Annotated in this window: 20 protein-coding genes; 8 read left to right on the top strand and 12 right to left on the bottom strand. The window is 70.1% G+C overall.

The annotated features are described in order from the left end of the window. The first annotated feature begins 211 nt into the window (after nucleotides 1-211). Nucleotides 212-2,668: a DNA topoisomerase IV subunit A gene (locus AB0A61_RS23155; protein WP_361295211.1), complete on the top strand. Its 2,457-nt coding sequence runs from the start codon at nucleotides 212-214 to the stop codon at nucleotides 2,666-2,668. A gap of 72 nt (nucleotides 2,669-2,740) precedes the next feature. Here AB0A61_RS23155 and AB0A61_RS23150 read toward each other — a convergent pair whose 3' ends face one another. Beyond that, a complete protein-coding gene (locus AB0A61_RS23150) occupies nucleotides 2,741-3,946 on the bottom strand; it encodes a CobW family GTP-binding protein (protein ID WP_361295208.1) in 1,206 nt (401 codons plus the stop codon). Between the two features lie 401 nt (nucleotides 3,947-4,347). Here AB0A61_RS23150 and AB0A61_RS23145 point away from each other — a divergent pair, with 401 nt between their 5' ends. Continuing rightward, complete coding sequence (locus AB0A61_RS23145; protein WP_361295205.1) at nucleotides 4,348-4,854, top strand: DUF6082 family protein; 507 nt, start codon at nucleotides 4,348-4,350, stop codon at nucleotides 4,852-4,854. A gap of 58 nt (nucleotides 4,855-4,912) precedes the next feature. Here the strand turns inward: AB0A61_RS23145 and AB0A61_RS23140 are convergent, their stop codons facing one another. Together AB0A61_RS23140 and AB0A61_RS23135 are read right to left on the bottom strand one after the other, a co-directional pair. Then, nucleotides 4,913-5,149 carry a hypothetical protein gene (locus AB0A61_RS23140; RefSeq protein WP_361295202.1) on the bottom strand — a complete coding sequence of 79 codons (237 nt, stop codon included), beginning with the start codon at nucleotides 5,147-5,149 and terminating at the stop codon, nucleotides 4,913-4,915. Between the two features lie 259 nt (nucleotides 5,150-5,408). Further along, nucleotides 5,409-6,575 (bottom strand): citrate synthase, encoded by a 1,167-nt coding sequence (locus tag AB0A61_RS23135; protein ID WP_361295199.1) that lies wholly within the window; start codon nucleotides 6,573-6,575, stop codon nucleotides 5,409-5,411. Nucleotides 6,576-6,671: 96 nt separating this feature from the next. Between AB0A61_RS23135 and AB0A61_RS23130 the strand changes: the two genes are divergently transcribed. The 4 genes from AB0A61_RS23130 (at nucleotide 6,672) to AB0A61_RS23115 (ending at nucleotide 11,387) form a co-directional block, all read left to right on the top strand. Further along, the gene (locus tag AB0A61_RS23130) at nucleotides 6,672-7,928 is read left to right on the top strand and encodes a citrate synthase (protein ID WP_361295196.1); all 1,257 of its coding nucleotides are present in this window, start codon (nucleotides 6,672-6,674) and stop codon (nucleotides 7,926-7,928) included. Between the two features lie 54 nt (nucleotides 7,929-7,982). Next, a complete protein-coding gene (locus AB0A61_RS23125) occupies nucleotides 7,983-8,924 on the top strand; it encodes a sucrase ferredoxin (protein ID WP_361295193.1) in 942 nt (313 codons plus the stop codon). 115 nt (nucleotides 8,925-9,039) lie between these two features. Then, nucleotides 9,040-10,710: a sensor histidine kinase gene (locus AB0A61_RS23120; protein ID WP_361295190.1), complete on the top strand. Its 1,671-nt coding sequence runs from the start codon at nucleotides 9,040-9,042 to the stop codon at nucleotides 10,708-10,710. Beyond that, nucleotides 10,707-11,387: a response regulator gene (locus AB0A61_RS23115; protein ID WP_361295187.1), complete on the top strand. Its 681-nt coding sequence runs from the start codon at nucleotides 10,707-10,709 to the stop codon at nucleotides 11,385-11,387. The genes AB0A61_RS23120 and AB0A61_RS23115 overlap by 4 nt, the downstream gene beginning before the upstream one ends. Nucleotides 11,388-11,439: 52 nt before the next feature. Here the strand turns inward: AB0A61_RS23115 and AB0A61_RS23110 are convergent, their stop codons facing one another. The 3 genes from AB0A61_RS23110 to AB0A61_RS23100 all read right to left on the bottom strand — a co-directional run bounded on the left by AB0A61_RS23110 (nucleotide 11,440) and on the right by AB0A61_RS23100 (nucleotide 14,330). Further along, nucleotides 11,440-12,501: an ABC transporter substrate-binding protein gene (locus tag AB0A61_RS23110; protein WP_361295184.1), complete on the bottom strand. Its 1,062-nt coding sequence runs from the start codon at nucleotides 12,499-12,501 to the stop codon at nucleotides 11,440-11,442. Between the two features lie 160 nt (nucleotides 12,502-12,661). Continuing rightward, nucleotides 12,662-13,525, bottom strand: a complete 864-nt coding sequence (locus AB0A61_RS23105; RefSeq protein ID WP_361295181.1) for an ABC transporter permease — start codon at nucleotides 13,523-13,525, stop codon at nucleotides 12,662-12,664. Next, the gene (locus tag AB0A61_RS23100) at nucleotides 13,515-14,330 is read right to left on the bottom strand and encodes an ABC transporter ATP-binding protein (RefSeq protein ID WP_361295178.1); all 816 of its coding nucleotides are present in this window, start codon (nucleotides 14,328-14,330) and stop codon (nucleotides 13,515-13,517) included. Before AB0A61_RS23100 ends, AB0A61_RS23105 begins: the two co-directional genes overlap by 11 nt. Before the next feature lie 161 nt (nucleotides 14,331-14,491). Between AB0A61_RS23100 and AB0A61_RS23095 the strand changes: the two genes are divergently transcribed. Beyond that, nucleotides 14,492-15,184, top strand: a complete 693-nt coding sequence (locus AB0A61_RS23095) for a response regulator (RefSeq protein ID WP_361295175.1) — start codon at nucleotides 14,492-14,494, stop codon at nucleotides 15,182-15,184. Between the two features lie 46 nt (nucleotides 15,185-15,230). On the opposite strand, the gene AB0A61_RS23090 is transcribed toward AB0A61_RS23095, so the two are convergent. From AB0A61_RS23090 to AB0A61_RS23065, 6 genes are all read right to left on the bottom strand, one after another. Then, nucleotides 15,231-16,823 carry a cation acetate symporter gene (locus AB0A61_RS23090; protein ID WP_361295172.1) on the bottom strand — a complete coding sequence of 531 codons (1,593 nt, stop codon included), beginning with the start codon at nucleotides 16,821-16,823 and terminating at the stop codon, nucleotides 15,231-15,233. Continuing rightward, nucleotides 16,820-17,371, bottom strand: a complete 552-nt coding sequence (locus AB0A61_RS23085; protein ID WP_361295169.1) for a DUF485 domain-containing protein — start codon at nucleotides 17,369-17,371, stop codon at nucleotides 16,820-16,822. The genes AB0A61_RS23090 and AB0A61_RS23085 overlap by 4 nt, the downstream gene beginning before the upstream one ends. 69 nt (nucleotides 17,372-17,440) lie before the next feature. After that, nucleotides 17,441-18,130, bottom strand: coding sequence for a response regulator transcription factor (locus AB0A61_RS23080; protein ID WP_361295166.1), 690 nt, complete (start codon nucleotides 18,128-18,130; stop codon nucleotides 17,441-17,443). Beyond that, nucleotides 18,127-19,278 carry a histidine kinase gene (locus tag AB0A61_RS23075; protein ID WP_361295163.1) on the bottom strand — a complete coding sequence of 384 codons (1,152 nt, stop codon included), beginning with the start codon at nucleotides 19,276-19,278 and terminating at the stop codon, nucleotides 18,127-18,129. The genes AB0A61_RS23080 and AB0A61_RS23075 overlap by 4 nt, the downstream gene beginning before the upstream one ends. Continuing rightward, the gene (locus AB0A61_RS23070; RefSeq protein WP_361295160.1) at nucleotides 19,275-19,799 is read right to left on the bottom strand and encodes a DUF1453 domain-containing protein; all 525 of its coding nucleotides are present in this window, start codon (nucleotides 19,797-19,799) and stop codon (nucleotides 19,275-19,277) included. The genes AB0A61_RS23075 and AB0A61_RS23070 overlap by 4 nt, the downstream gene beginning before the upstream one ends. Before the next feature lie 393 nt (nucleotides 19,800-20,192). After that, entirely contained in the window at nucleotides 20,193-22,316 is a 2,124-nt protein-coding gene (locus AB0A61_RS23065) for a DNA topoisomerase IV subunit B (protein WP_361295157.1), read from the bottom strand. Nucleotides 22,317-22,757: 441 nt separating this feature from the next. On the opposite strand from AB0A61_RS23065, the gene AB0A61_RS23060 reads away from it, so the two are divergent. Next, entirely contained in the window at nucleotides 22,758-22,988 is a 231-nt protein-coding gene (locus AB0A61_RS23060) for a hypothetical protein (protein ID WP_361295155.1), read from the top strand. Nucleotides 22,989-23,025: the final 37 nt, after the last annotated feature.

Raw genomic sequence — 23,025 nt, 5'->3', positions numbered from 1 at the left:
GGAAGCGCCGGGGCGGGCCGGCTGCCCGGGAGCGGCAGGGCGGTTCCCCGGGAGCGACAAGGCGGGTTTCGGCCCGGGGCCCCGGGCCGGACGGCACCCGGGGAGCGCCGGGGCGGGCGGTCATGACCGGGTCCTGTTCCCGCGCTGTCGGTCCCGCGGTCCACAATGGTCCGCGTCAGATCGTTCACGCCTCAGCAAGGAGCCGGCAGCGATGGCCCGCCGCAGCACGAAGACCCCGCCGCCCGACGACCCGTACGAGGAGAAGATCCTCGACATCGACGTCGTCGACGAGATGCAGGGCTCCTTCCTCGAATACGCGTACTCGGTCATCTACTCCCGCGCCCTCCCGGACGCCCGCGACGGCCTCAAGCCGGTGCACCGCCGCATCGTCTACCAGATGAACGAGATGGGCCTGCGCCCCGACCGCGGCTATGTGAAGTGTGCCCGCGTCGTCGGCGAGGTCATGGGCAAGCTCCACCCGCACGGCGACGCGTCGATCTACGACGCCCTGGTGCGCCTGGCGCAGCCCTTCTCGATGCGCGTGCCCCTGGTGGACGGCCACGGAAACTTCGGCTCGCTGGGCAACGACGACCCGCCCGCCGCCATGCGGTACACCGAGTGCCGGATGGCCGAGGCCACCGGGCTGATGACGGAGTCCATCGACGAGGACACGGTCGACTTCGCGCCCAACTACGACGGCCAGGAGCAGGAGCCGGTGGCCCTGCCGGCCGCCTTCCCGAACCTGCTGGTGAACGGCTCGTCGGGCATCGCCGTCGGCATGGCCACGAACATGCCGCCGCACAACCTCGGCGAGGTCATCGCGGCCGCCCGCCACCTGATCCGCTACCCGAACGCGGACCTGGAAGCCCTGATGAAGCACGTCCCCGGCCCCGATCTGCCGACCGGCGGGCGGATCGTGGGCCTGCCCGGGATCCGGGACGCCTACGAGACGGGCCGCGGCACCTTCAAGATCCGCGCCACGGTGTCCGTGGAGACGGTCACCGCGCGCCGCTCGGGCCTGGTCGTCACCGAGCTGCCCTTCACCGTCGGCCCGGAGAAGGTGATCGCCAAGATCAAGGACCTGGTCGGCGCGAAGAAGATCCAGGGCATCGCCGACGTCAAGGACCTCACCGACCGCGCACACGGCCTGCGCCTGGTCATCGAGATCAAGAACGGCTTCGTGCCGGAGGCCGTCCTGGAGCAGCTGTACAAGCTGACGCCGATGGAGGAGTCCTTCGGCATCAACAACGTCGCCCTGGTGGACGGCCAGCCCCTGACGCTGGGCCTGAAGGAGCTCCTGGAGGTCTACCTCGACCACCGCTTCGACGTCGTCCGGCGCCGCAGCGAGTTCCGCCGCGGCAAGAAGCGGGACCGGCTGCACCTGGTCGAGGGCCTGCTCACGGCGCTGCTGGACATCGACGAGGTGATCCGGCTGATCCGCGCCAGCGAGAACTCCGCCCAGGCCAAGGAGCGCCTGATGCGGCGGTTCTCGCTGAGTGACGTCCAGACCCAGTACATCCTCGACACGCCGCTTCGCCGCCTCACCAAGTACGACCGGATCGAACTGGAGGCGGAGAAGGAGAAGCTCACCGCGGAGATCGAGGAGCTGACCCGGATCCTGGAGTCGGACGCGGAGCTGCGCAAGCTGGTCTCCGGCGAACTGGCCGCGGTCGCCAAGCAGTTCGCGACCCCGCGGCGCACGCTGCTGCTGGAGGCCACCGACACCCCGGCCGCCGCCGTGCCGCTGCAGGTGGCGGACGATCCGTGCCGTGTCCTGATGTCCTCGACCGGCCTGCTGGCCCGCACGGCGAACGGCGACCCGTTCCCTCAGGCCGCGGACGGCAAGCGGCAGAAGCACGACGTGATCGTCTCGGCGGTCCCGGCCACCGCCCGCGGCGAGGTGGGCGCGGTGACCTCCGCCGGCCGCCTGCTGCGGCTGAACGTCATCGACCTGCCCCAGCTGCCGGAGACGACCTCGGCGCCGAACCTCTCGGGCGGCGCGCCGCTGGCGGAGTTCGTCTCCCTGCAGGACGACGAGACGGTGGTCTGCCTGACCACTCTGGACGAGTCCTCGCCGGGCCTGGCGCTGGGCACGGAGCAGGGGGTCGTCAAGCGCGTGGTGCCCGACTATCCCGCGAACAAGGACGAGTTGGAGGTGATCTCCCTCAAGGAGGGCGACCGGATCGTCGGCGCCGCCGAACTGCGCACCGGTGAGGAAGACCTGGTCTTCATCACGGACGACGCCCAACTCCTGCGCTACCAGGCCTCCCAGGTCCGTCCGCAGGGCCGCCCCGCCGGCGGCATGGTGGGCATCAAGCTGTCCGAGGGCGCCAAGGTCATCTCCTTCACAGCCGTCGACCCGGCGGCGGACGCGGTGGTCTTCACGGTGGCGGGTTCTCGCGGCACGCTCGACGACTCCGTGCAGACGACGGCGAAGGTGACCCCGTTCGACCAGTACCCGCGCAAGGGCCGCGCCACCGGTGGCGTCCGCTGCCAGCGGTTCCTGAAGGGCGAGGACTGCCTGTCCTTCGCCTGGACGGGCCCGATCCCGGCGCGGGCGGCGCAGAAGAACGGCAACCCGGCCGAGCTTCCGGACATCGACCCGCGCCGCGACGGCTCGGGCGTGTCGCTGCAGAAGACGGTGGCGGCGGTGGCCGGGCCGGTCTGAGGCTGCTCCAGGGCCACTCCACGGCCGGTCCAGGGCCACTCCACGGCCGGTCCGGCGGATCAGGCCGGGTCCCTAGGCCGCGGGGTGCTCCGGGTCCGGTTCCGGATCCTGGAGTTCCGGGTCCCGTACGTAGCGGAGGACGCCCCACATGCCGTGTTCGTCGGCGTGTGGGGCGTCGCTCTTGCACCCCTGAAGTTCCCTGTCGAGCGAGGGAATGTCGATGCCGGAGCCGATCAGCACGAGCTGGGTGAGGCGGGTGCCGGCGGCGGCCCAGGGTTCGGGATAGAAGCGCAGGAACCGGCCGACGGCGTGCACGGCATAGCGGTTGCGCCGGTCGTGGGGGCCGAAGTCGACGTACCCCTTGATCCGGTAGAGGCCCTCGGGGCGGCTGTCGAGGAACCGCATCAGCCGACGCGGATCGACCGGCACGTCGGATACGAAGGACAGGCTGTCGTACCCGGCGTGCAGATGCCCGGCGTGCGAGTGGCCTTCGTGCGCGCGCCCGGCGCGCGAGTGGCCTTCGTGGGCGCGCGAGTGGTCCGCGCGCCCGGCGTGAGCGTCGCTAGCACAGCAGTCGTCATCGCCGCCTTCGCCGGCGCAGCCGTCGTCATCGTGTCGGCGCGCTTGGTCTTCGTACAGGTCGTCATACAGGTCGTCGAAGGACAGCTGCCCGATGCGCTCCTCGCTCGGCCTGCAGTCGAAGAGGAACTCGGGGTCGACGCGGCCGTGGGTGGCGGGGACGACGGCCGCGCGGTCGACGAGGGACCGTACCAGCCCGAGCACCCTGTCGCTGTCGGCAGTCCGGTCGACCTTGTTGAGGACGACGAGGTCGGCAAGGGCGAGGTGACGGTCGATCTCGGGGTGCTTCGCACGGGTGTCGTCGAACTCGGCGGCGTCGACGACCTCGACCAGCCCGCCGTAGACGACCCTCGGGTTCTCACTGGCCAGGACCATGCGCACGAGCTCCTGGGGTTCGGCGAGCCCACTGGCCTCGATGACGACGACGTCGATGCCCGCGGCGGGTCGTGCCAGCCGGTCGAGGTAGACGTCCAGTTCGCCGGCGTCCACCGCGCAGCACAGGCAGCCGTTGCCGAGGGAGACGGTGGAGTCCCCGAGCGCCCCGGCGACGGCCATGGCGTCGATCTCGATGGCGCCGAAGTCGTTGACGATCGCGCCGATGCGACTGCCTCCGCTGTGGTGGAGGAGGTGGTTGAGGAGCGTGGTCTTGCCGGAGCCGAGGAATCCGGCGAGGACGACGACCGGGATCTGCCGCGCCATGGGACTCGAACCGGGGCCCGAACCCGCGCTCCCGTTTCCATCTGCACTCGGGGTCGGGCTCGGGCTGGGCTGACTCACCGTACGACCTCTCTCACGCCGACGCGTGCACCGGCTCACGCCCCGGTGCACGCACGAAGATGGACTGCCGACCAAGGATACGAGCCGTAGAAACCGTGACGAAGTGAACGATTGTTAGCAGCACTTGCGGGGCAGACGATGGGCATGGCGCCCGGTCGTGCGACCCTCGCTTCCCTCCGTGCGCCTCCTCTCCGCCTCCCCGCCGATCAGAACCGCTCGGCACTCTGGGAGACGGCAAGCGCCGCCCACCGCTCGCCGGTCCCCGTCATCCGACCCACACACCCGACGACCGGCGGACGGCCGCCTGATCGGGGATTGTTGACATGACCACACAGAGTTCAGGGATTCGCAGGATCGTTTCGGCTGCACAAACGAAGCTAGCTGCCGCCGCCGGTTCGCTCGCCGCGGCGAGCGCGCGCCACAACAGGCGCGCGGCTCTCACCGAACAGCACCGGCTCCACTTCGACCTGCTCTGCAAGGCCATGGACGATCCCGCCCTGGCCGCGGTCCTCGACACGTACGAGTCCGAGATCCCCCTCGAGAAGCAGCGCCAGTTCCTTTTCGCCAACGCCCTCTACGTCAACAGCCTTTACTTCTACCGGATCGGGGCCCTGTCACGAGGAGAGCTCTACGGGCACCTGCGGGTCATGTGCCAGAACACGGTCTTCCGTGAGTACTGGCAGGCGACCCGCCACCACAGGAAGAGCCTGCCCGCCACGTCGGAGGAGTTCCTGCTGGGCAGGATGATGGACGATCTGATTCAGGAACTCGCCGATGCCGACACGGACGAGTGGTGGGTCGTGGGCCGGCCGCCCGAGGAACCGGCGTGACCCCGCACCCCTGGTTGCGCGATCGGCCGGTTGCGCGGTCGGCTCGGCCTCGCGGCGTTCAGACGTCGGGGATGTCCCGTTTGGCGCGCACCAGGGTGTCGCGCGTGATGACCACGATGCGCTCGTAGTCGGCTCGTGCGGCGTCGGACGGAAGTTCGGGGTCGAGTTCCGCGGTGGCTTCGCGCCCGATGACGGCGAAGTCGCCGTTGCTGAGCTCGAAGATGTCGGGGCAGGTCTGCCCGGTGCTGCTGCCGCGCTCCCGAGGAGAAGCCCCGACACGTCGCACGATCTTCACGGAGAGATACCACCTTCAACTCGGAGGGTAGGGAGCGGTGTCCTCCGAGCCGACCGTCCGAACTGGTTCCGTCGGAATGCTCTCTCCGTACGCAAGGGTTTTCGCCGGAGCGCCCGGAGAGGGGCCAGCGACAAGATATCGACTCCGGTGCGTGTGACGCAGCAGGCGACTGAGTGAAATTTTGCCGGTGGCCTTGACCGGCGGCAAGGCCACCGGCGTCTCCGCTTCCGACAGGGCCCCGCGAGCGGCAGGTTCCGCTTCAGTTCGGCGCCGGCACCGCCATCGGTGCGCCCGGCCCCACATAGCGCGCCATCGGCCTGATGATCTTCGAGTCCTCGGCCTGCTCCAGGATGTTCGCGCTCCAGCCCACCACGCGGGCCGCGGCGAACGTCGGCGTGAACATCTCCCGCGGCAGACCGCACAGTTCCATGACGACGCCGGCGTAGAACTCGACGTTGGTGTGCAGTTCCCGGCCGGGCTTGAGCTCCGCGAGGATCGCCTCCACCCGGCGCTCGACCTCGACGGCGAAGGCGACGCGCGGACCGCCGAAGCGCTCGGCCGTCTCTCGGAGCATCCGGGAGCGCGGGTCCTCGGTGCGGTAGATCGCATGGCCGAAGCCCATGATGCGCTCGCCGGCCAGCACCCGTTCCCGGATCCACGGATCGATGCGGTCCGGGCTGCCGATGGCGTCCAGGGTGTCCAGCGCCCGGCTGGGCGCGCCTCCGTGCAGGGGGCCCGACAGTGCCCCGACCGCTGCCACCAGACACGCCGCCGCGTCCGCGCCTGTCGATGCGACGACCCGGCCGGTGAAGGTTGATGCATTGAATCCGTGATCAATGGTTGAGATCAGATACTGCTCGACCGCCCGGGCCCGCTCCGGATCCGGTTCCGAACCGGTCAGCATGTACAGGTAGTTGGCCGCGTACGAAAGGTCCTCGCGCGGCTCCACCGGCTCCAGCCCCTTCCCGAGCCGGTGCAGGGCGGTGAGCAGCGTCGGTACGGCCGCACAGGCCGCCAGGGTGTCCTGCCGTCGCCGGTCCGCGTCGATGTCGTACACCGGGCGAAAGCCCTTCGCCGCACCCAGCAGCGACAACGCGGTGCGCATGCCCGCGAGCGGGCCGGACCGTGCGCCCGCCGCCGCGATGGCCGGCAGCACCGCCCTGACCTCGTCGGGCAGCCGACGCAGCGCGGCGGTCTCGGCGGCGAAGGCGGCACCACGACCGGCGTCCGGCAGTTCCCCGTGGACGAGCAGATGCCAGACGTCCTCGAAACCGCGGGTCTGCGCGAGTTCGACGGCCGAGTACTGCCGGTAGTGGTAGAAGCCCTCAAGCCCTCGTACGTCACCTATGCGGGTGTCGGTGACCACGACTCCCGCGAGGCCCCGCGGTGCGTCGAGAAGAGTGGCTGCGGCCCTGTCGACGGACATGTTTCCTCCCTGGACTTGATTTGACTGTCCATGCTTGACTGTTCTCTTGTCAATATTGATTTCATCAATATGAGTCGGACGGATACGGTGACCTCCATGCATGACCAGGAACCCGCCGCCGGACCGGCGGAGCGACGGCTGAGCACCAGGGAGACGGCCGAACTGCTCGGCGTGAAGCCGGAGACCGTGTACGCGTACGTCAGCCGCGGCCAGCTCAGCAGCCGACGCGAACCGGGCGGCCGCGGGAGCACCTTCGCCGCCGAGGAGGTCGAGGCACTCGCCCGCCGCACCAGGCGGGAGGCAGGAGTGGCCTCGGGCTCCGGCGGCGAGCTGTCCGTGCGGACCGCGATCACGTTGATCGACAAGGACCGCTACTACTTCCGCGGCGTGGACGCGACCGACCTCGCCGCCCGGCACAGCTACGAGGAGGTCGCCGAGTGGCTGTGGACCGGGAAACTGCGCCGCGGCGCCACCCTCACGGCGCCGAAGGCCTCCGTCGCGGTGGCCCGCCGGGCCGTCGACGCGCTGCCCGAGCACACCGGGCCCACCGACCGGCTACGGGTCGCCGCGATCGCCGCCGCGGCCGCGGACCCGCTGCGCTTCGACCTGTCCGAGGAGGCCGTCCTCGGTACCGCACGGGCCCTCGTCCCCACGCTCGTCAACGCCCTGCCGCCGGTGCTGCGGGGCCACCGCGACCAGGGACCCCTCGCACACCGCCTGTGGGCGCGGCTGAGCGGCCGTCCGGCCGACGAGGCGTCATTGCGTGCCCTGGACACCGCCCTCGGACTGCTCGCCGACCACGACCTGGCCGCGTCGACGCTCGCCGTACGTGTCGCCGCCTCCGCCCGCGCGCACGCCTACGCCGCCGTCTCCGCCGGGCTCGGCGTGATCGAGGGGCCGCTGCACGGCGCGGCGAGCGGGCTGGCCCACCGGCTGCTGCTGGAAACGCTCGACCGGGGCTCCGCGGGCCCCGTCATCGCCGAGGAACTGCGGGACGGCCGGCGCATCCCGGGCCTCGGCCACCGGCTCTACTTGGGCGAAGACCCACGCGCGCGTGCCCTGTTCGGGCTCCTGGAGGAGATGCCCCAGGCCGCCCCGGCGCTCGCCGCGGCCCGCGACATCGTCACCACCGTCGCGCGCCACACACCGCTGCACGCCAACGTCGACCTGGCCCTCGCCGTGCTCACCGTCTCCTGTGGCATGCCCGCCACCGCGGGCGAGACGATCTTTGCGGTGGCCCGGACCGCTGGATGGATCGCGCACGCCCTGGAGGAGTACGGCGAACGCCCGCTGCGCATGCGCCCGAGCGGACACTACGTGGGACAGCGGCCACCGCAGCCGCTGCCGCAGTAGATCACCCCTCGGGCTGCACGCCGCTCCGCCACAAGTCAGGTTAGGCTCGCCTCTGTGAGTACGTGCGCGACCGCCTCCCGGGCCCTCGACGAGCCGATGTCCGGGACCGCGGCGACGGCGACGACGTGGCTGCTGCTGGAACAGCCCGGCCCGTGGGGTGCCGAAGCGCTCACGTCCAGCCACCTGGACCCCGCGCTGGGCCGCGCCCTGGAGCGGGCCGCACAGGGCACCGGCGTCCGCATCGCGCTGATCCGCCGCCCCGGGCGGCACGCCGACTGCCGGATGCGGTCCGTGCGGCACGTGTACGCGGCCCACACCGTACCCGGAGGCGTCTGGCTGCACAGCGCCACGACCACTGACCCGGAGCGACTGCTGGGCCTCGACTTCACCGCTCTGGGCCAGGGCGACCACCGCACTTTCGACGCGGTGCTGGGGGGCCGGCCGCACACCGGCAGGCCGCTCACGCTCGTGTGCACCAACGGCAAGCGCGACCGGTGCTGCGCCCTGCTCGGCCGTCCGCTCGCCACCGAACTAGCCGCGTCCGGGGTGACGGGCGTGTGGGAGGTCACGCACCTGGGCGGCCACCGTTTCTCGCCGACACTGCTCGTCCTGCCGTACGGATACGCGTACGGACGCGCCGATGCGCATGCCGTCAAGGACGTCCTGCACGGCGTTCAGGACGGGCGGGTCGTGGTCGAGGGCTGCCGCGGCCGCTCGTCCTGGGAGCGGCCCGGACAGGCCGCCGAGCTGGCCGTCCGCACGGCGGCGGGCGAGTACCGTGCGGACGCGCTGTCCGTCGTCCGCACGGCGGGCTCCGCACCCCGCTGGGAGGTGACCGTCGCCCACGCCGACGGACGCCGCTGGCACGTGCTGGTGGCCCAGGGGGCGTCTGTGCCGCCCCGCCCCGAGAGCTGCGGAGCCGCGGTGTTGGGTGCGCCCGCGCGCATGGACGTGGTGGCGGTGCGCCAATTGACGGCTGCTCCACTCGCGAGCTGACGCCGTGAGGACGCGGTCCCGGGCGGGTGCGAAGCACCCTGTCCCAAGACCGGGTCAAGAGATCCACACCGCACTCCCTGGGGCAGGCAATTCCCGCCGACGTACCGTCATGGGTATGAGCCGCACTCCCCCCGTACGCCGTCGGCGACTCGGTCTGCCCCGGCGGGTGTTCTCGCAGGTGCTGCTGATGCAGTTGGCGATCGCCGCGGGGGTCGCGGTGCTCGCCACCGGGCTGTTCCTCGCACCGCTCAGTCATCAGCTGGACGACCAGGCGATGCGCCGCGCGCTCGCCATCGCGCAGACCACCTCCCAGGAACCGCAGATCGCGCGGGACCTGCAGCACACCGCCCCGACCGTCGGTGGCCCCGTGCAGAAGGAGGCGGAGCGGATCCGGAAGGCCACCGGCGCCGAGTACATCGTGGTGATGGACCGGCGCGGGGTGCGCTGGTCGCACACCAATCCACGGCAGATCGGCAGGCCCGTGTCGACCGACCCCACTCAGGCCCTGGCCGGTCAGGAGGTCATGCAGATCGACAACGGCACCCTGGGCCGCTCGGCCCGCGGCAAGGTGCCGCTGTACGACGCCGACCGCCGCATCATCGGGGCGGTCTCGGTGGGCATCGCCTACAACAGCGTCCGGGCGAAGCTGGTCGACGCGATCCCCGGCCTGCTCGCCTATGCGGGCGGCGCCCTGGCCGTGGGTGCGCTGGCCGCCTGGCTGATCTCCCGGCGGGTCCAGCGGCAGACCCGCGACCTGGCCTTCTCGGACATCGCCGCCCTGCTCGCCGAGCGCGAGGCGATGCTGCACGGGATCCGCGAAGGAGTCGTGGCCCTGGACCGCACCGGCCGCATCCGCCTGCTCAACGACGAGGCGCGGCGCCTGCTGGGCATCGGGGACGAAGCGGTCGGCCGTTCCCTCGACGAGGCGCTCGGCGAGGGCCGCACGGCCGATGTGCTGGCCGGCCGGGTGACCGGCACCGACCTGCTCACCGTGCGGGGGCAGCGCGTCCTGGTCGCCAACCGCATGCCCACCGGGGACGGCGGCGCCGTCGCCACCCTGCGCGACCGCACCGAACTGGAGCAGCTGGGCCGGGAGCTGGACTCGACCCGCGGCCTGATCGACGCCCTGCGCGCCCAGGACCACGAGCACGCCAACCGCATGCACACCCTGCTCGGCCTGCTGGAGCTGGAGATGTACGACGACGCGGTCGAGTTCGTCGGCGAGGTGGTGGGCGATCACCGGGCCACGGCCGAGCAGGTCACCGAGAAGATCCAGGACCCGCTCCTCGCCGCCCTGCTGGTGGGCAAGGCGACCGTCGCCGCGGAACGCGGGGTCGCCCTGTGGGTCTCGGACCGCACACGGCTGCCGGACCGCCTGGTCGACCCCAGGGGCCTGGTGACGGTCGTGGGCAACCTGGTCGACAACGCGCTGGACGCCGTCGCGGGGACTCCACACGCGCGCGTGGAGGTCGAACTGCGTACTCAAGGACGTACCGCCGTCCTCAGGGTGCGTGACACCGGTCCCGGAATTCCGGCCGAGCAGCGTGACCTGATCTTCACGGAAGGGTGGTCCACCAAGAAGCCGCCGGCGCACGGCAAGCGCGGCATCGGCCTCTCCCTGGTGCGCCGTTTCGCCGAGCGCCAGGGAGGGCGGGTGACGGTGGACGAGGCACGGGGCGGCGGTGCGGAGTTCACCGTCGTCCTCCCCGAGGCACTCACCGAGCCCCACCCGAAGCCCGCTCTCACCGCCGCCTTCGAACCCGCCACCGAGGAGAAGGCGCGATGATCGAGGTCCTGGTCGTGGACGACGACACCCGCGTCGCACAGGTCCACGTGGCCTACGTCGAGAAGGTGCCGGGCTTCCGGGCCGCGGGCGAGGCCCACAGTGCGGCCGAGGCGCTGCGCCTGATGGAGACGCTGCCGCACCTCGACCTTGTGCTCATGGACCACTACCTGCCCGACGACACGGGCCTGGCGGTCGTCCAGGAGATGCGCCGCCGCGGTCACCAGACAGACGTGATCATGGTGACGGCGGCCCGGGACGTGTCGACCGTGCAGGCGGCGATGCGGCACGGAGCACTGCAGTATCTGGTCAAGCCGTTCGCCTTCCGGGGCCTGCGCGCCAAGCTGGAGGCGTACGCGGCGCTGCGCCGCACTCTGGACGGCGGCGGCGAGGCCGAACAGGCCGACGTGGACCGCATCTTCGGCGCGCTGTCCGTGCCGCCGGAGCCGGGGCTGCCCAAAGGGCACTCCCCCACCACCGCCGGGCTCGTCCGCCAGTGTCTGATGAAGGCCGAGGGCCCGCTGTCGGCGCAGGAGATCGCCGAGCGCACCGGGGTGAGCCGGCAGACCGCCCAGCGCTATCTGAAGCTTCTGGAGCGCACCGGACGGGCCCTGCTGACCCTCAAGTACGGCGACGCGGGCCGCCCGGAACACCGTTACGTGTGGGCGACCCGCGCCTGAGGGCACGGCCGGTGGGGCGGGGGAAGCGACCGTGCCCCCTTGCATACGGCTGTCAGCCGGTCGCCTTCTCCGCGAACTCCGTGGTGTAGGTCTTGTTCAGGTCCACCTTGGCGTTCTTGATGTTGGGGTTGAACGCCTTGAGGACCTTCTCCACCGTCGCGGGTCCGCCGGCCGGCATGACGCCGTCCTTGGTGAACATCGGCAGCGTGCTCTTGATCGCCTGGGCGTAGAGCGCCTTGTTGCCCTGCGAGTAGTCGGCGGGCATCTTGGCCGCGATCTCGTCCGCGCTGTGCGTGGACATCCACTTGAGCGTCTTGACGAACGCATTGACCAGCTTCTGGACGGTCTCCTTGTGGCCGTTGACCCAGTCCGTCTGCATGTACAGGCTGGACGACGGGTACGGACCGCCGAGCGCCTGCTGGGAGCCCTCGGGCGTGCGCATGTCGAGGAGGATCTTGCCGGCCTTCTTGTCGAGGATCGTCGCAACGGTCGGATCGGTCGTCATGCCGCCGTCGATGGCGCCCTTCTGGAGCGCGGAGATGAAGGTGGGTCCCGCACCCACGGCGACCGGGGTGAACTCGCTGACGTTCACGCCGTTCTTGACCGCGAGGTACTTGGTGAGGAAGTCCGTCGAGGAGCCGAGGCCGGTGACGCCGAGCTTCTTGCCCTTGAAGTCCTTGGGTGAAGTGATCTCGCCCGCGGCCTTGTTGCCGACCACCTCCACCTCACCGGGGGCGTGCGAGAACTGCACGACGGACTCCACCGCCTTGCCCTTGACCTGGAGGTCGAGGGTGTGGTCGTAGAAGCCGACGGCACCCTGGACCTGGCCGGAGACGAGCGCTGTCTCGGCCTGCACACCGGCCGGTTCGCTCAGCAGCTGCACGTCCAGACCCTCCGCCGTGAAGTAGCCGAGGCGCTGGGTGAGCATTGCGGGCAGGTAGATGACCTTGTCGAGGCCGCCGACCATGATCTTCACGTGCTCGCCTTTGCCGCCGCCTCCGCCGCTGCCGGAGTCGGCGGTGGAGCCGGCCGCGTCGTTGGCGCAGGCGGTGAGGGAGGACAGGGCGAGCAGGCCGGCGGCGGTCGAGGCGGCGAATCTGGCGGTCTTGCGCATGGCGGTTCACGTCCTAGTGAGAAGGCGGTGCGGGGAAGGCAGAAGGAGAAGGTGCGGGAAGGCAGAAAAGAGAAGGGGGCAAGAGAGGCAGGAGGGTGGGGAACAGCGGTTCAGCGGTGGGCTTTGGCCACTCGGAACCCCGCTCGGGGGCTCGAACCGTTCACTGTTCCGAGCCGGCGGGCTTCCAGCGGAAGATGCGGCGCTCGGCAAAGGTGAGCAGTCCCTCGGCGACGAGCGCGACCACGGCGAGGATGACCATCGCGGCGTACACGCCGGCCGCGTTGAAAGTGCCCTGGGACTGCGCGACGAGCAGACCGACGCCCTTGGTCGCGCCGATGTACTCACCGACGATGGCACCGATGAGCGCGAAGCCGAAGCTGACGTGCAGGCTGGTGAAGATCCAGGAGGTCGCGGACGGGATGACCACCTGAAGCGTCACCCTGCGGTCGCCGGCGCCGAGGATGCGGGCGTTGGCGACCAGATTGCGGTCCACCTCGCGGGCGCCCTGGAAGGCGTTGAAGAACACCGGGAAGAAGACGAGCACCACGGCCGAGGCGACCTTGGAGGCCGGTCCGAGGCCGAACCAGATCACGAAGATCGGAGCGAGCACGATCCTCGGTATCGAGTTGAGCACCTTGATGTAGGGACCAAGGGCATCGGCGAGGAAGGCGACGCGACCGAGCGCGATACCCAGGACCACACCGGCCACCACACCGAACACCCAGCCGAGCAAAGCCTCGTAGAGCGTGTACCAGATCTGCTCGCCCAGGGAGCCGAGCGCGGTGCCGTGGGTCACCCAGGTCCAGATCTGGTCCCAGATCTGCGAGGGCATCGAAAAGTTGAACGGATCGATGGCCTTGGCCCGGGAGAGCGCCTCCCACAGGCCGAGTACGACGACGAGGAGCAGGACACGGACCGCGGTGACCACCGCCTTGCGCCGACGGGCCGCACGCGCACGCGAGTGCGCCCGGTCGGGGCTCTTGACCGTGTCGGCGACCGGTGTGCTGAGGACCTCAGGCGACATGGGCGGCACCCCTCTCACGGGTGATACGGACCTCTTCGCCGAGGGACTCCCAGATCTCGCGGTAGATGTCGATGAAGTGCGACTCCAGGCGCACCTGCTCGACCTTGCGCGGCCGCGGCAGATCGATGTCGAAGACCTGCTTGACGGTCGCGGGACCGGCCGTCATCACGACGACCTTGTCGGCAAGCGCGATGGCCTCCTCCAGGTCGTGCGTCACGAAGACGACCGAGGCGCCGGTCCCCTCCCACAGCTCCAGCAGCTCGTCCGACATCAGCGCCCGGGTCTGCACGTCGAGCGCCGAGAACGGCTCGTCCATGAGCAGGATTTCGGGGTCGTTGACGAACGTGGCGGCGAGGGCGACGCGCTTGCGCTGGCCGCCGGACAGCTGGTGCGGGTAGCGGTCCTCGAAGGCGGCGAGCCCGACCCGGGCCAGCCATTCGCGCGCCTTATCCTTCGCCTCCGCCTTGGGCACGCCGCGGAAGCGGGGGCCCGCCATCACGTTGGACAGCACGCTGCGCCAGGGGAAGGTGGCGTCCTGCTGAAAGACGAAGCCGACCTTGTCGCCGACGCCGCGGACCGGCTGCCCGGCGACCAGCACGTCGCCCTCGGTCGGCTCCTCCAGGCCACTGACCAGGGTCAGCGTGGTCGACTTGCCGCAGCCGGTGGGGCCGACGACGGCCACGAACTCACCGCGCCGCACGGTGAGGTCGAGGTCCCTGACGGCCGTGTGCAGGCCCTCGGAGGGGGTCCTGAACGTCTTGCTCGCGCCCCTCAGCTCGATGGCGGGGCAGGTGTCTGCGCTCATGGGCCGGGACGGTAGATGTGGCCCGGGCCACATCAGCAGTCTTCTGAGCGCAACCCGATGTTTTGCTCGCAAGGACCTGTTGTGCTCGTTTTGCTCGCGCTACAACAACGGAGCCGAAACACGGGCTCAACGCTCGCCTGGCCTTGAGGGAAAGAGGCCCGATGATTGACGTCCTGGTGGTCGACGACGACTTCCGTGTCGCCGAGATCAACGCCAAGTACGTGGGAAAGGTTCCCGGATTCCGGGTGGCCGCCCGCGCACACAGTGCTGTACAGGCCCTTGCGGCCGTACAGCGCGGCGGCATCGATCTGGTCCTGCTCGACCACTACCTGCCCGACCAGACGGGCCTGGACCTCGTCCACCGCATGCGCGAACAGGGCCACGGCACCGACGTCATCATGATCACCGCGGCCAGTGACGTCACGACCGTGCAGCAGGCCATGCGCCTGGGGGCGCTGCACTATCTGGTCAAACCCTTCACCTTCACCGCGCTGCGCACCCGCCTGGACTCCTATGCCGCCCTGCGCCGCACCGTCGACCGCGTCGGCGGGCGCGGGGTGGCCGGCCAGGAGCAGGTGGACCGCATCTTCGGTGCCCTGCGCACGACCCCCGCGCCCTCGTCCCCGGGGCTGCCCAGTGGTCATTCGGAGCCCACCTCGGATCTGATCTGCGGCGTTCTGCACCGCGCCGACCACCCACTGTCGGCGCACGAGGTCGCCGTCCGCACGGGGCTGAGCCGCTCCACGGCCCAGCGTTATCTGCGCAATCTGGAGCAGGCCGGCCGACTGCGCCTCTCCCTGAAGTACGGCGACACCGGACGGCCCGAACACCGGTACGCGTGGGTGGCTCCGTAGTTCCGCGTCGCCAAGGGCAGAGCCGGTACGACGGTCAGGCGCGGAACTACGCGGCTCCCGCTCCGGTCAGCGACCGCACCTCCGTTTCCGCGTGCTTGGCGTCGTCGGGCAGTTCACCGGAGGTCACGGTGCCGAGCCAGCCCGCGAGGAAACCCAGAGGGATGGACACGATGCCCGGGTTCTGCAGCGGGAAGTACTGGAAGTCGACGCCGGGGAACAGCGAGTCTGCGCTTCCGGACACCACCGGGGACAGCACGACGAGCCCGAGTGCAGGGATCAGACCGCCGTATACGGCCCAGACCGCGCCGCGCGTCGTGAAGCCCCGCCAGAACAGCGAGTAGAGCAGGACCGGCAGGTTCGCGGAGGCGGCGACGGCGAACGCCAGACCCACCAGGAACGCGACGTTCAGGTCGCGGGCCAGCAGGCCGATGGCGATCGCCGCCACACCGACACCGACCGCGGCGACACGTGCCACGGAGACCTCGCTGCGCGGCCGGGCCCCCCGGCGGCGCAGCGACGCGTACAGGTCATGGGCGACGGAGGCCGAGGAGGCGAGCGTGATGCCGGCCACCACCGCCAGGATCGTTGCGAAAGCGACGGCGGCGACCACTGCGAACAGAACCGTACCCCCGGTGGAGTCCGCACCGCCGCCGAGGTCGAGGGCCAGGAGCGGTACCGCGGTGTTCCCGGCCGCGTTCGAGCCGCGTACGGCCGCCGGGCCGACGACGGCTGCCGCCCCGAAGCCGAGGACGATCGTCATCAGATAGAAGCCGCCGATGAGTCCGATGGCCCAGAGCACCGAGCGACGGGCGGCTCGCGCGGTCGGCACGGTGTAGAAGCGGGACAGGATGTGCGGCAGCCCGCCCGTGCCCAGCACCAGGGCGAGCCCCAGGCTGATGAAGTCCAGGCGCGCGGTCCAGTCCCCGCCGTACTTCAGTCCGGGTGCGAGGAACGCGTCACCGTGGCCGCTGCGTTCGGCCGCGGTGAGCAGCAGCCGGTCCAGGTCGCCGTGGAAACGGACCATGACGAGCACGGTCAGCACGATGGCGCCGCCGAGCAGCAGGACCGCCTTGACGATCTGGATCCAGGTGGTGGCGCGCATCCCTCCCAGGGACACATAGATCACCATGAGCGCGCCGACGCCGATGACGGTCCAGGCCTGGGCCGCCTCGCCCGTCCGCCCGAGCAGCAACGCGACCAGGCTTCCCGCGCCCACCATCTGCGCCACCAGATAAAGAACCGACACGGTGACCGAGGACGTTCCCGCCGCGATCCGCACCGGCCGCTCCCTCATCCGGGCCGCGACCACGTCGGCGAGCGTGAACCGCCCGCAGTTGCGCACGAGTTCGGCGACCAGGAACAGCACCACCAGCCAGGCCACCAGGAAGCCCACCACGTACAACAGCCCGTCGTAGCCGAACAGCGCGATGAGCCCGGTGACCCCGAGGAAGGAAGCGGCCGACATGTAGTCCCCGGCAATGGCAAAACCATTCTCCATCGGCGAGAACAACCGGCCGCCCGCATAGAACTCCTCCGCCGAACCGTGCCGCTTACGGCTCACCCATGTCGTGATCGCCAGTGTGACCACGATGAACGCGCTGAACAGGAGCAGCGCCAGGGGCTGATGGTCACCGGTCATGAGGCACCGCCCTGCACACCACGGGTCATCTCCTGTGTGTCCCAGCGCAGTTCGAGCGCGGCCCGGTCTCTGCGCAGCCGGGCGTGGCGGGCATAGGCCCAGGCCAGAAGGAAGGTGGTGAGGAACTGCCCGAGCCCCGCGAGCATCGCCACGTTCACCGCGCCCGCCACCGGCCGCGCCATGAACCCGGGCGCGGTGGTCGCGGTCACGACGTAGCCCACGTACCAGGTGAGGAACACCGCGACCGCCGGGACCTCGAATCTGCGATACCGGCTGCGCACCTCCTGGAACGCCGCGCTGCGCTGCACCTCCAGGTACACATCCGCCGCGCCGGCGACCCGGCCGCCCTGCTGCTCTCGACGGGCCGCCGGTACCTGTACGGAGGGGGTGCCCGTGCCGTCCGCCTCGCCCCAGCCGGAGGCCAGCGCGTCGTACCAGGGGTCCCGGTACCTCAGGTCCTCGGGCGGCCGTTCCTGGCTGTCGTGGGTCTCGGCCGCGTACTCGGGACCATCCCCGCCGCCGCGGGAACGATCGTTGCTTGACTGCATGCCCAAGGATGGACAGAACGGGAAGATCCCTGACTTCTCTTCCCCGCCCTCTTCACCCCATCAGGTGACTCACCCCGCGGGCGGCGCCACCAGCCCTTTTGCATACGCGTACCGCACCGCCTGCGCACGGTCCTTGAGACCGGTCTTGGCGAAGAGGTTGTTGATGTGGGTCTTCACGGTCGCCGTCGAGACGTGCAGCTTGCGGGCGATCTCCTGGTTGGTCAGGCCCTCGGCGATCAGCGCCAGCACTTCGGTCTCCCGCGCGGTGAGCCCGTCCGGTGCCTCGGCCGGGGCAGCCACCCGAGGTTCGCGCTGGGGCTCGGAGAGCCGTTCGAGCAGCCTTCGTTGGATGCTCGGCGCCAGTCCCGCCTCCCCGGACAGCACGCTCTCCACCGCCCGGACGATCTCGTCGCCGCCCGCGTCCTTGGTGAGATATCCGCGCGCTCCGGCCCTGAGCGCGGGGAACAGCGACTCGTCGTCCGCATACGTCGTGAGGATCACCACCTGTGTGCCCGGATGCTCCGAGCGGATCCGACGAGTGGCCTCGACACCGTCGCAGCGGGGCATGCGCAGATCCATCAGGACCACGTCCGGGGCGAGTTCGGCGACAAGCCTCACAGCCTCGTCCCCGTCGCCCGCGGATCCGACGACCTCAATCCCGGGCAGCAGCCCGAGCAACATCACGATGCCCTCCCGGACAACGGTCTGATCGTCCGCCACCACCACCCGCGCGGGCCTCCTTTCGGCCCCCTCCGTCATACCGGCACCTTCAACGTCACCGTGAACCCCTCCTCGTGCGGCCCGGCCTCCAGCGAGCCGCCCAGCAGCTCGGCACGCTCCCGCATGCCCAGGAGACCGTACCCGCCTCCGGTCCCGGTGAGCTCACCAGGCGTGCCGCCGGAGTCCCGCACGTCGAGGGTCACCTCATGCTCGGCATAGTCGAGCCGCAGCCGGACCTTGGCGCCCGGAGCGTGCTTGCGGACGTTGGTCAGCGCCTCCTGGGCAACCCTGCGCACGGCCTGCGATGCCTCGGCCGGCAGCGGTCTGGGTTCACCCGTGACAGTGACCTCGGCACCGTCGTTCGCCCCGACGAGCTCGCTCAGGAAGGTCTCCAGCGGGGTCAGCTCACCCCGCAGGGCGGACAGGGCCTGCCGGGTCTCGGCAAGACCGTCACGGGCCATCCCTCGCGCTGCCACCACCCGTTCGAGGATCTGCTCACGAGCTGCGCCCCGCTCGATGAGGAGCCGAGCCGCCTCCAGATGCACGAGCTGGGCCGAGAGGCTGTGCGCCAGCACGTCATGGATCTCCCGGGCGATCCGGGCCCGCTCCGCCAGCGCCGCCGATTCCGCCTCCGCCGCCCGTGCGGCCCGCTCCTGGGCGAGCAGCCGCTGGGCACTGCCGCGGGCCTCGGCGTCCAGACGCAGCACATATCCGGCGAGTGCGAGCCCCACTGTCGTGGCGGCGGTGGTCAGCCACATGTCGTTGTTGACCACGGCGTACGACGCGAGGGCCACCGAGGTGACGGGCAGGGCGGCGGCGATGGGCAGACGTTCAAGCGATGCGACGCCACAGAAGCACCAGATGACCAGCGCCGGCACCCGGAATCCGGCCGCCTGTGCCGCGACCGCCATCCCCAGAAGAACGATCATGAGGGTCAGGGACGACCAAAGTCTGTGATCGAGCGTGGTGCGGAACAAGGCCCAGGCGACGAGTCCGGTCAGTATGACGCCCGCCGCGGCTGCGACGGCGTCCCAGCCATGGGCGTGACTGCCGTTGAAGACACCCCACAGCAGCATCCCCAGGACGAGGACCCTCGTGCCCCAGGCGAGCATCCTCCGGGGCCTTGAGACTCCCGCGCGTCCCAGCGCCTCTCGGGAGGGCCAGCGCGTCCAGGCGTTCTCCGTCACGCATGCTCCTTCCGCAGGGCCCGGGGCATGTCGTCACGGTACGCCGCGGTCACGGTGCGGGCCGAGCCGATGGACTGCGTCCGCCAGGCCAGGACTCCCGAGCGGACCAGCAGGGTGCCGGCGAGGGCGAGCATGAGAGCGGAGCTGTTCTGGTGCACACCGAGCACCAGCCCGAGACCGAAGAGGCCGGCGCGCACTGCGATGCCGCCGATCCAGACCGCCAGGCTCGCCTTGGTGCTCTTGGTCCACACGGAGCCGTCCGGCTCCACCCATATGCGGGTGGTCCAGGCCCAGCCCGCTCCGATGCCCAGGCTGATCAACACCTCGGCGGCCAGCAGAAGCACGGACTCGGTCCCGTGATGGACGTCGACTATTCCGGGCCGACGCAGTGCGACTACGGCCAGGACCGCGGGCAGCAGCCACCAGCGCCGATCGGTGTCGAACCGGCGGGCGCGGAACTGCCGCGAGATCACCAGGGCGGCGACTGCCACGATCACCAGCGCGTTGACGAGCCCGGACATCAGTGCCTCCGTGAGCGGGAAGGAGATGCCGACGGCCGAGTGCCGCCGACGCCTTCGACGCTACGGAAATCCGCGGGCCGGCTGATCGGATCCGGGGTGGATCGTGGGTGGATCCCGAGACACCGCCGCCCTCCACCCGAGGGTGGACGAACCCGCCGGTCACGGCACGCGCGGAGCACGAGGGGCCGGGGCAGGGCGATCAAGCCCGAGCCCAGGCCCGAGCTCAGGTCCAAGCGCAACCCCAAGCCCACACAGCCCTTGGCCCGCGAGCGACACCAGCACCACCGCCGACACCGGCACCACCTACCGGCACCGGCACCGGCACCGGCCCACCGCAGCCCCGGAAACGGCCCGGAAGCGATCCCGGCGCGCAGCCGGACCCGAGCGCCGCGGCTACGCGTCGATGCGGGAGCGGTCCAGCGTCGCGGCGGAGCTGGCGATGAACTCCTTGCGCGGCGCCACGTCATTGCCCATCAGCAGGTCGAACACCTGCTCCGCGGATTCCAGGTCGGAGAGATTGATCCGCCGCAGGGTCCGGTGCCGCGGGTCCATCGTCGTCTCCGCCAGCTGGTCGGCGTCCATCTCGCCCAGGCCCTTGTACCGCTGGATCGAGTCCTTGTACCGGATGCCCTTGCTCTGGAACTCCAGCAGCTTCTCGCGCAGCTCACGGTCCGAGTACGTGTAGACGTACTTGTCCTGGCCCTTCTTCGGCTGGACGATCTCGATCCGGTGCAGCGGCGGCACCGCGGCGAACACACGTCCGGCCTCGACCATGGGGCGCATGTAGCGGTGGAAGAGCGTCAGGAGCAGGGTGCGGATGTGGGAGCCGTCGACATCGGCGTCGGTCATCATGATGATCTTGCCGTAGCGGGCCGCGTCGATGTCGAAGGTGCGGCCCGACCCGGCTCCTATGACCTGGATGATCGCGCCGCATTCGGCGTTCTTCAGCATGTCCGTGACGGACGACTTCTGGACATTGAGGATCTTGCCGCGGATCGGCAGCAGCGCCTGGAACTCGGAGTTCCGCGCCAGCTTGGCCGTACCGAGCGCGGAGTCGCCCTCGACGATGAACAGCTCGCTGCGGTCGACGTCGTCGCTGCGGCAGTCGGCGAGCTTGGCGGGCAGCGAGGAGGACTCCAGGGCCGTCTTGCGCCGCTGTGCGTCCTTGTGCTGACGTGCGGCGATGCGCGTACGGGCGGCGGCGACGGCCTTCTCCAGGACCACGCGGGCCTGCTGGGCGGCGTCTCGCTTGGTGGAGGTGAGGAACGCCTTGAGTTCCTTGGTGATCACGTTGTTCACGATGCGGCGGGCCGCAGAGGTGCCGAGCACCTCCTTGGTCTGCCCCTCGAACTGCGGTTCCGCCAGGCGCACCGTGACGACCGCCGTCAGCCCCTCCAGGGCGTCGTCCTTGACGATGTCGTCCTCGGCCACACGGAGCAGCTTCTTGGCGCGGAGCACCTCGTTCATCGTCTTGGCGACGGCCTGCTCGAAGCCGGCGACGTGGGTGCCGCCCTTGGGCGTGGCGATGATGTTGACGAAGGACCTGAGGGTCGTGTCGTAGCCGGTCCCCCAGCGCAGTGCCACGTCCACGCCGAGTTCGCGGGTGACCTCGGTGGGCGTCATCTGGCCGTGCTCGTCCAGTACCGGGACCGTCTCCTTGAAGGTCCCGTGCCCAGTGAAGCGGAGGACGTCGCAGACGGGCTTGTCGGTCGCGAGGTACTCGCAGAACTCGCTGATGCCGCCGTCGAAGCGGAAGGACTCCTCGCCCTTGCTGCCGCCCTCGCCGAGCCCGTACTCGTCACGGACGACGATGGTGAGGCCGGGGACCAGGAAGGCGGTCTGGCGGGCGCGCTGGTGCAGGGTCTCCAGGGAGAGCTTGGCGTCCCTGAGGAAGATCTGGCGGTCCGCCCAGTACCGCACGCGCGTACCGGTGCGGGTCTTGGGGATCTTCTTGGTCTTGCGCAGACCCTGCTTGGCCTCGAACTTCGCGTCCGGGCCCTCCCCGGCGAAGGCGCCGGGCACACCGCGGCGGAAGCTGATCGCGTGCGTGTGACCGCCGCGGTCGACCTCGACGTCCAGCCGGCCCGACAGGGCGTTCACCACGGACGCGCCGACGCCGTGCAGACCGCCGGAGGCCGCGTAGGAGCCGCCGCCGAACTTGCCGCCCGCGTGCAGTTTGGTCATGACGACCTCGACGCCGGACAGGCCGGTCTTGGGCTCCACGTCCACCGGGATGCCGCGACCGTTGTCCCGCACCTCGACGGAGCCGTCGTCGTGGAGGATCACCTCGATGTGGTCGCAGTAATCGCCGAGTGCCTCGTCCACGGAGTTGTCGATGATCTCCCACAGGCAGTGCATCAGGCCACGACTGTCGGTCGAGCCGATGTACATGCCCGGGCGCTTGCGCACGGCCTCGAGGCCCTCCAGGACGAGCAGGTGCCGCGCGGTGTAGTTGGAACCGTCCCGGTCTGCTCCTGCCAGCAGAGCTGTGGACGGCACGGACGTCTCGGCGGTCACGCGGTTCGCTCCTCGCTGAATTTCAGGTGAGGCCCTATGGGGTAAGGCCGCGGCTTGGGTTGCCGCTCAGAGGGTACCGAGGCCTGGTAGAGCCCTTGTAACGCAACCCTCGGCAGGAACCCAGAGTAGTAGAGAGTCGCATGCATGTTCGATCCTTCGATGGAGTGAAGCACATATCACGTTCCCTTCGAGGCATGAACCATTTAGGCTCCGGGCACGTCCTCATGAACAACCGGCAACCCGGCCGGGAGGACTCGACCATGACCGACAGCGCGAAACCGTAAGACACACAGACACGCATTACGGCACATTCGCCGCCAAACCGGCAGCAGCCGACCGCCACGAAAGATTTTTTCGAGGAAAAGCCGCGAGCGGGAACGTTTGGGGCTGGTTGGATGTTGACCCTGGTACGACAGCTCGTCGAGCTAGAGAAGAGGCGACGTGACTACTGTTCTGACCCCCGCGAGCCCGCTGACGGCCGCTGATCGCTGCGACCGCTGCGGCGCCCAGGCATACCTGCGCGTCGTCCTGCTCAGCGGCGGAGAGCTGCTCTTCTGCGCCCACCACGGCCGCAAGTTCGAGCCGGAACTCAAGAAGATCGCCGCTGAGATACAGGACGAGAGCGAGCGCCTGACGTCGATCCCCGCATCCGCGTCCGACGACGAGCACTGAAACACCTCGCGCGACGAGCCAGCGCCGGCACAGGCCG

Origin of the sequence: Streptomyces sp. NPDC046197 (genome assembly GCF_040646295.1) — a bacterium.
Taxonomy (GTDB): Bacteria; Actinomycetota; Actinomycetes; order Streptomycetales; family Streptomycetaceae; genus Streptomyces.
Note: the sequence above shows the minus strand (reverse complement) of the source record. Positions and strands in the feature narration are given on the sequence as shown.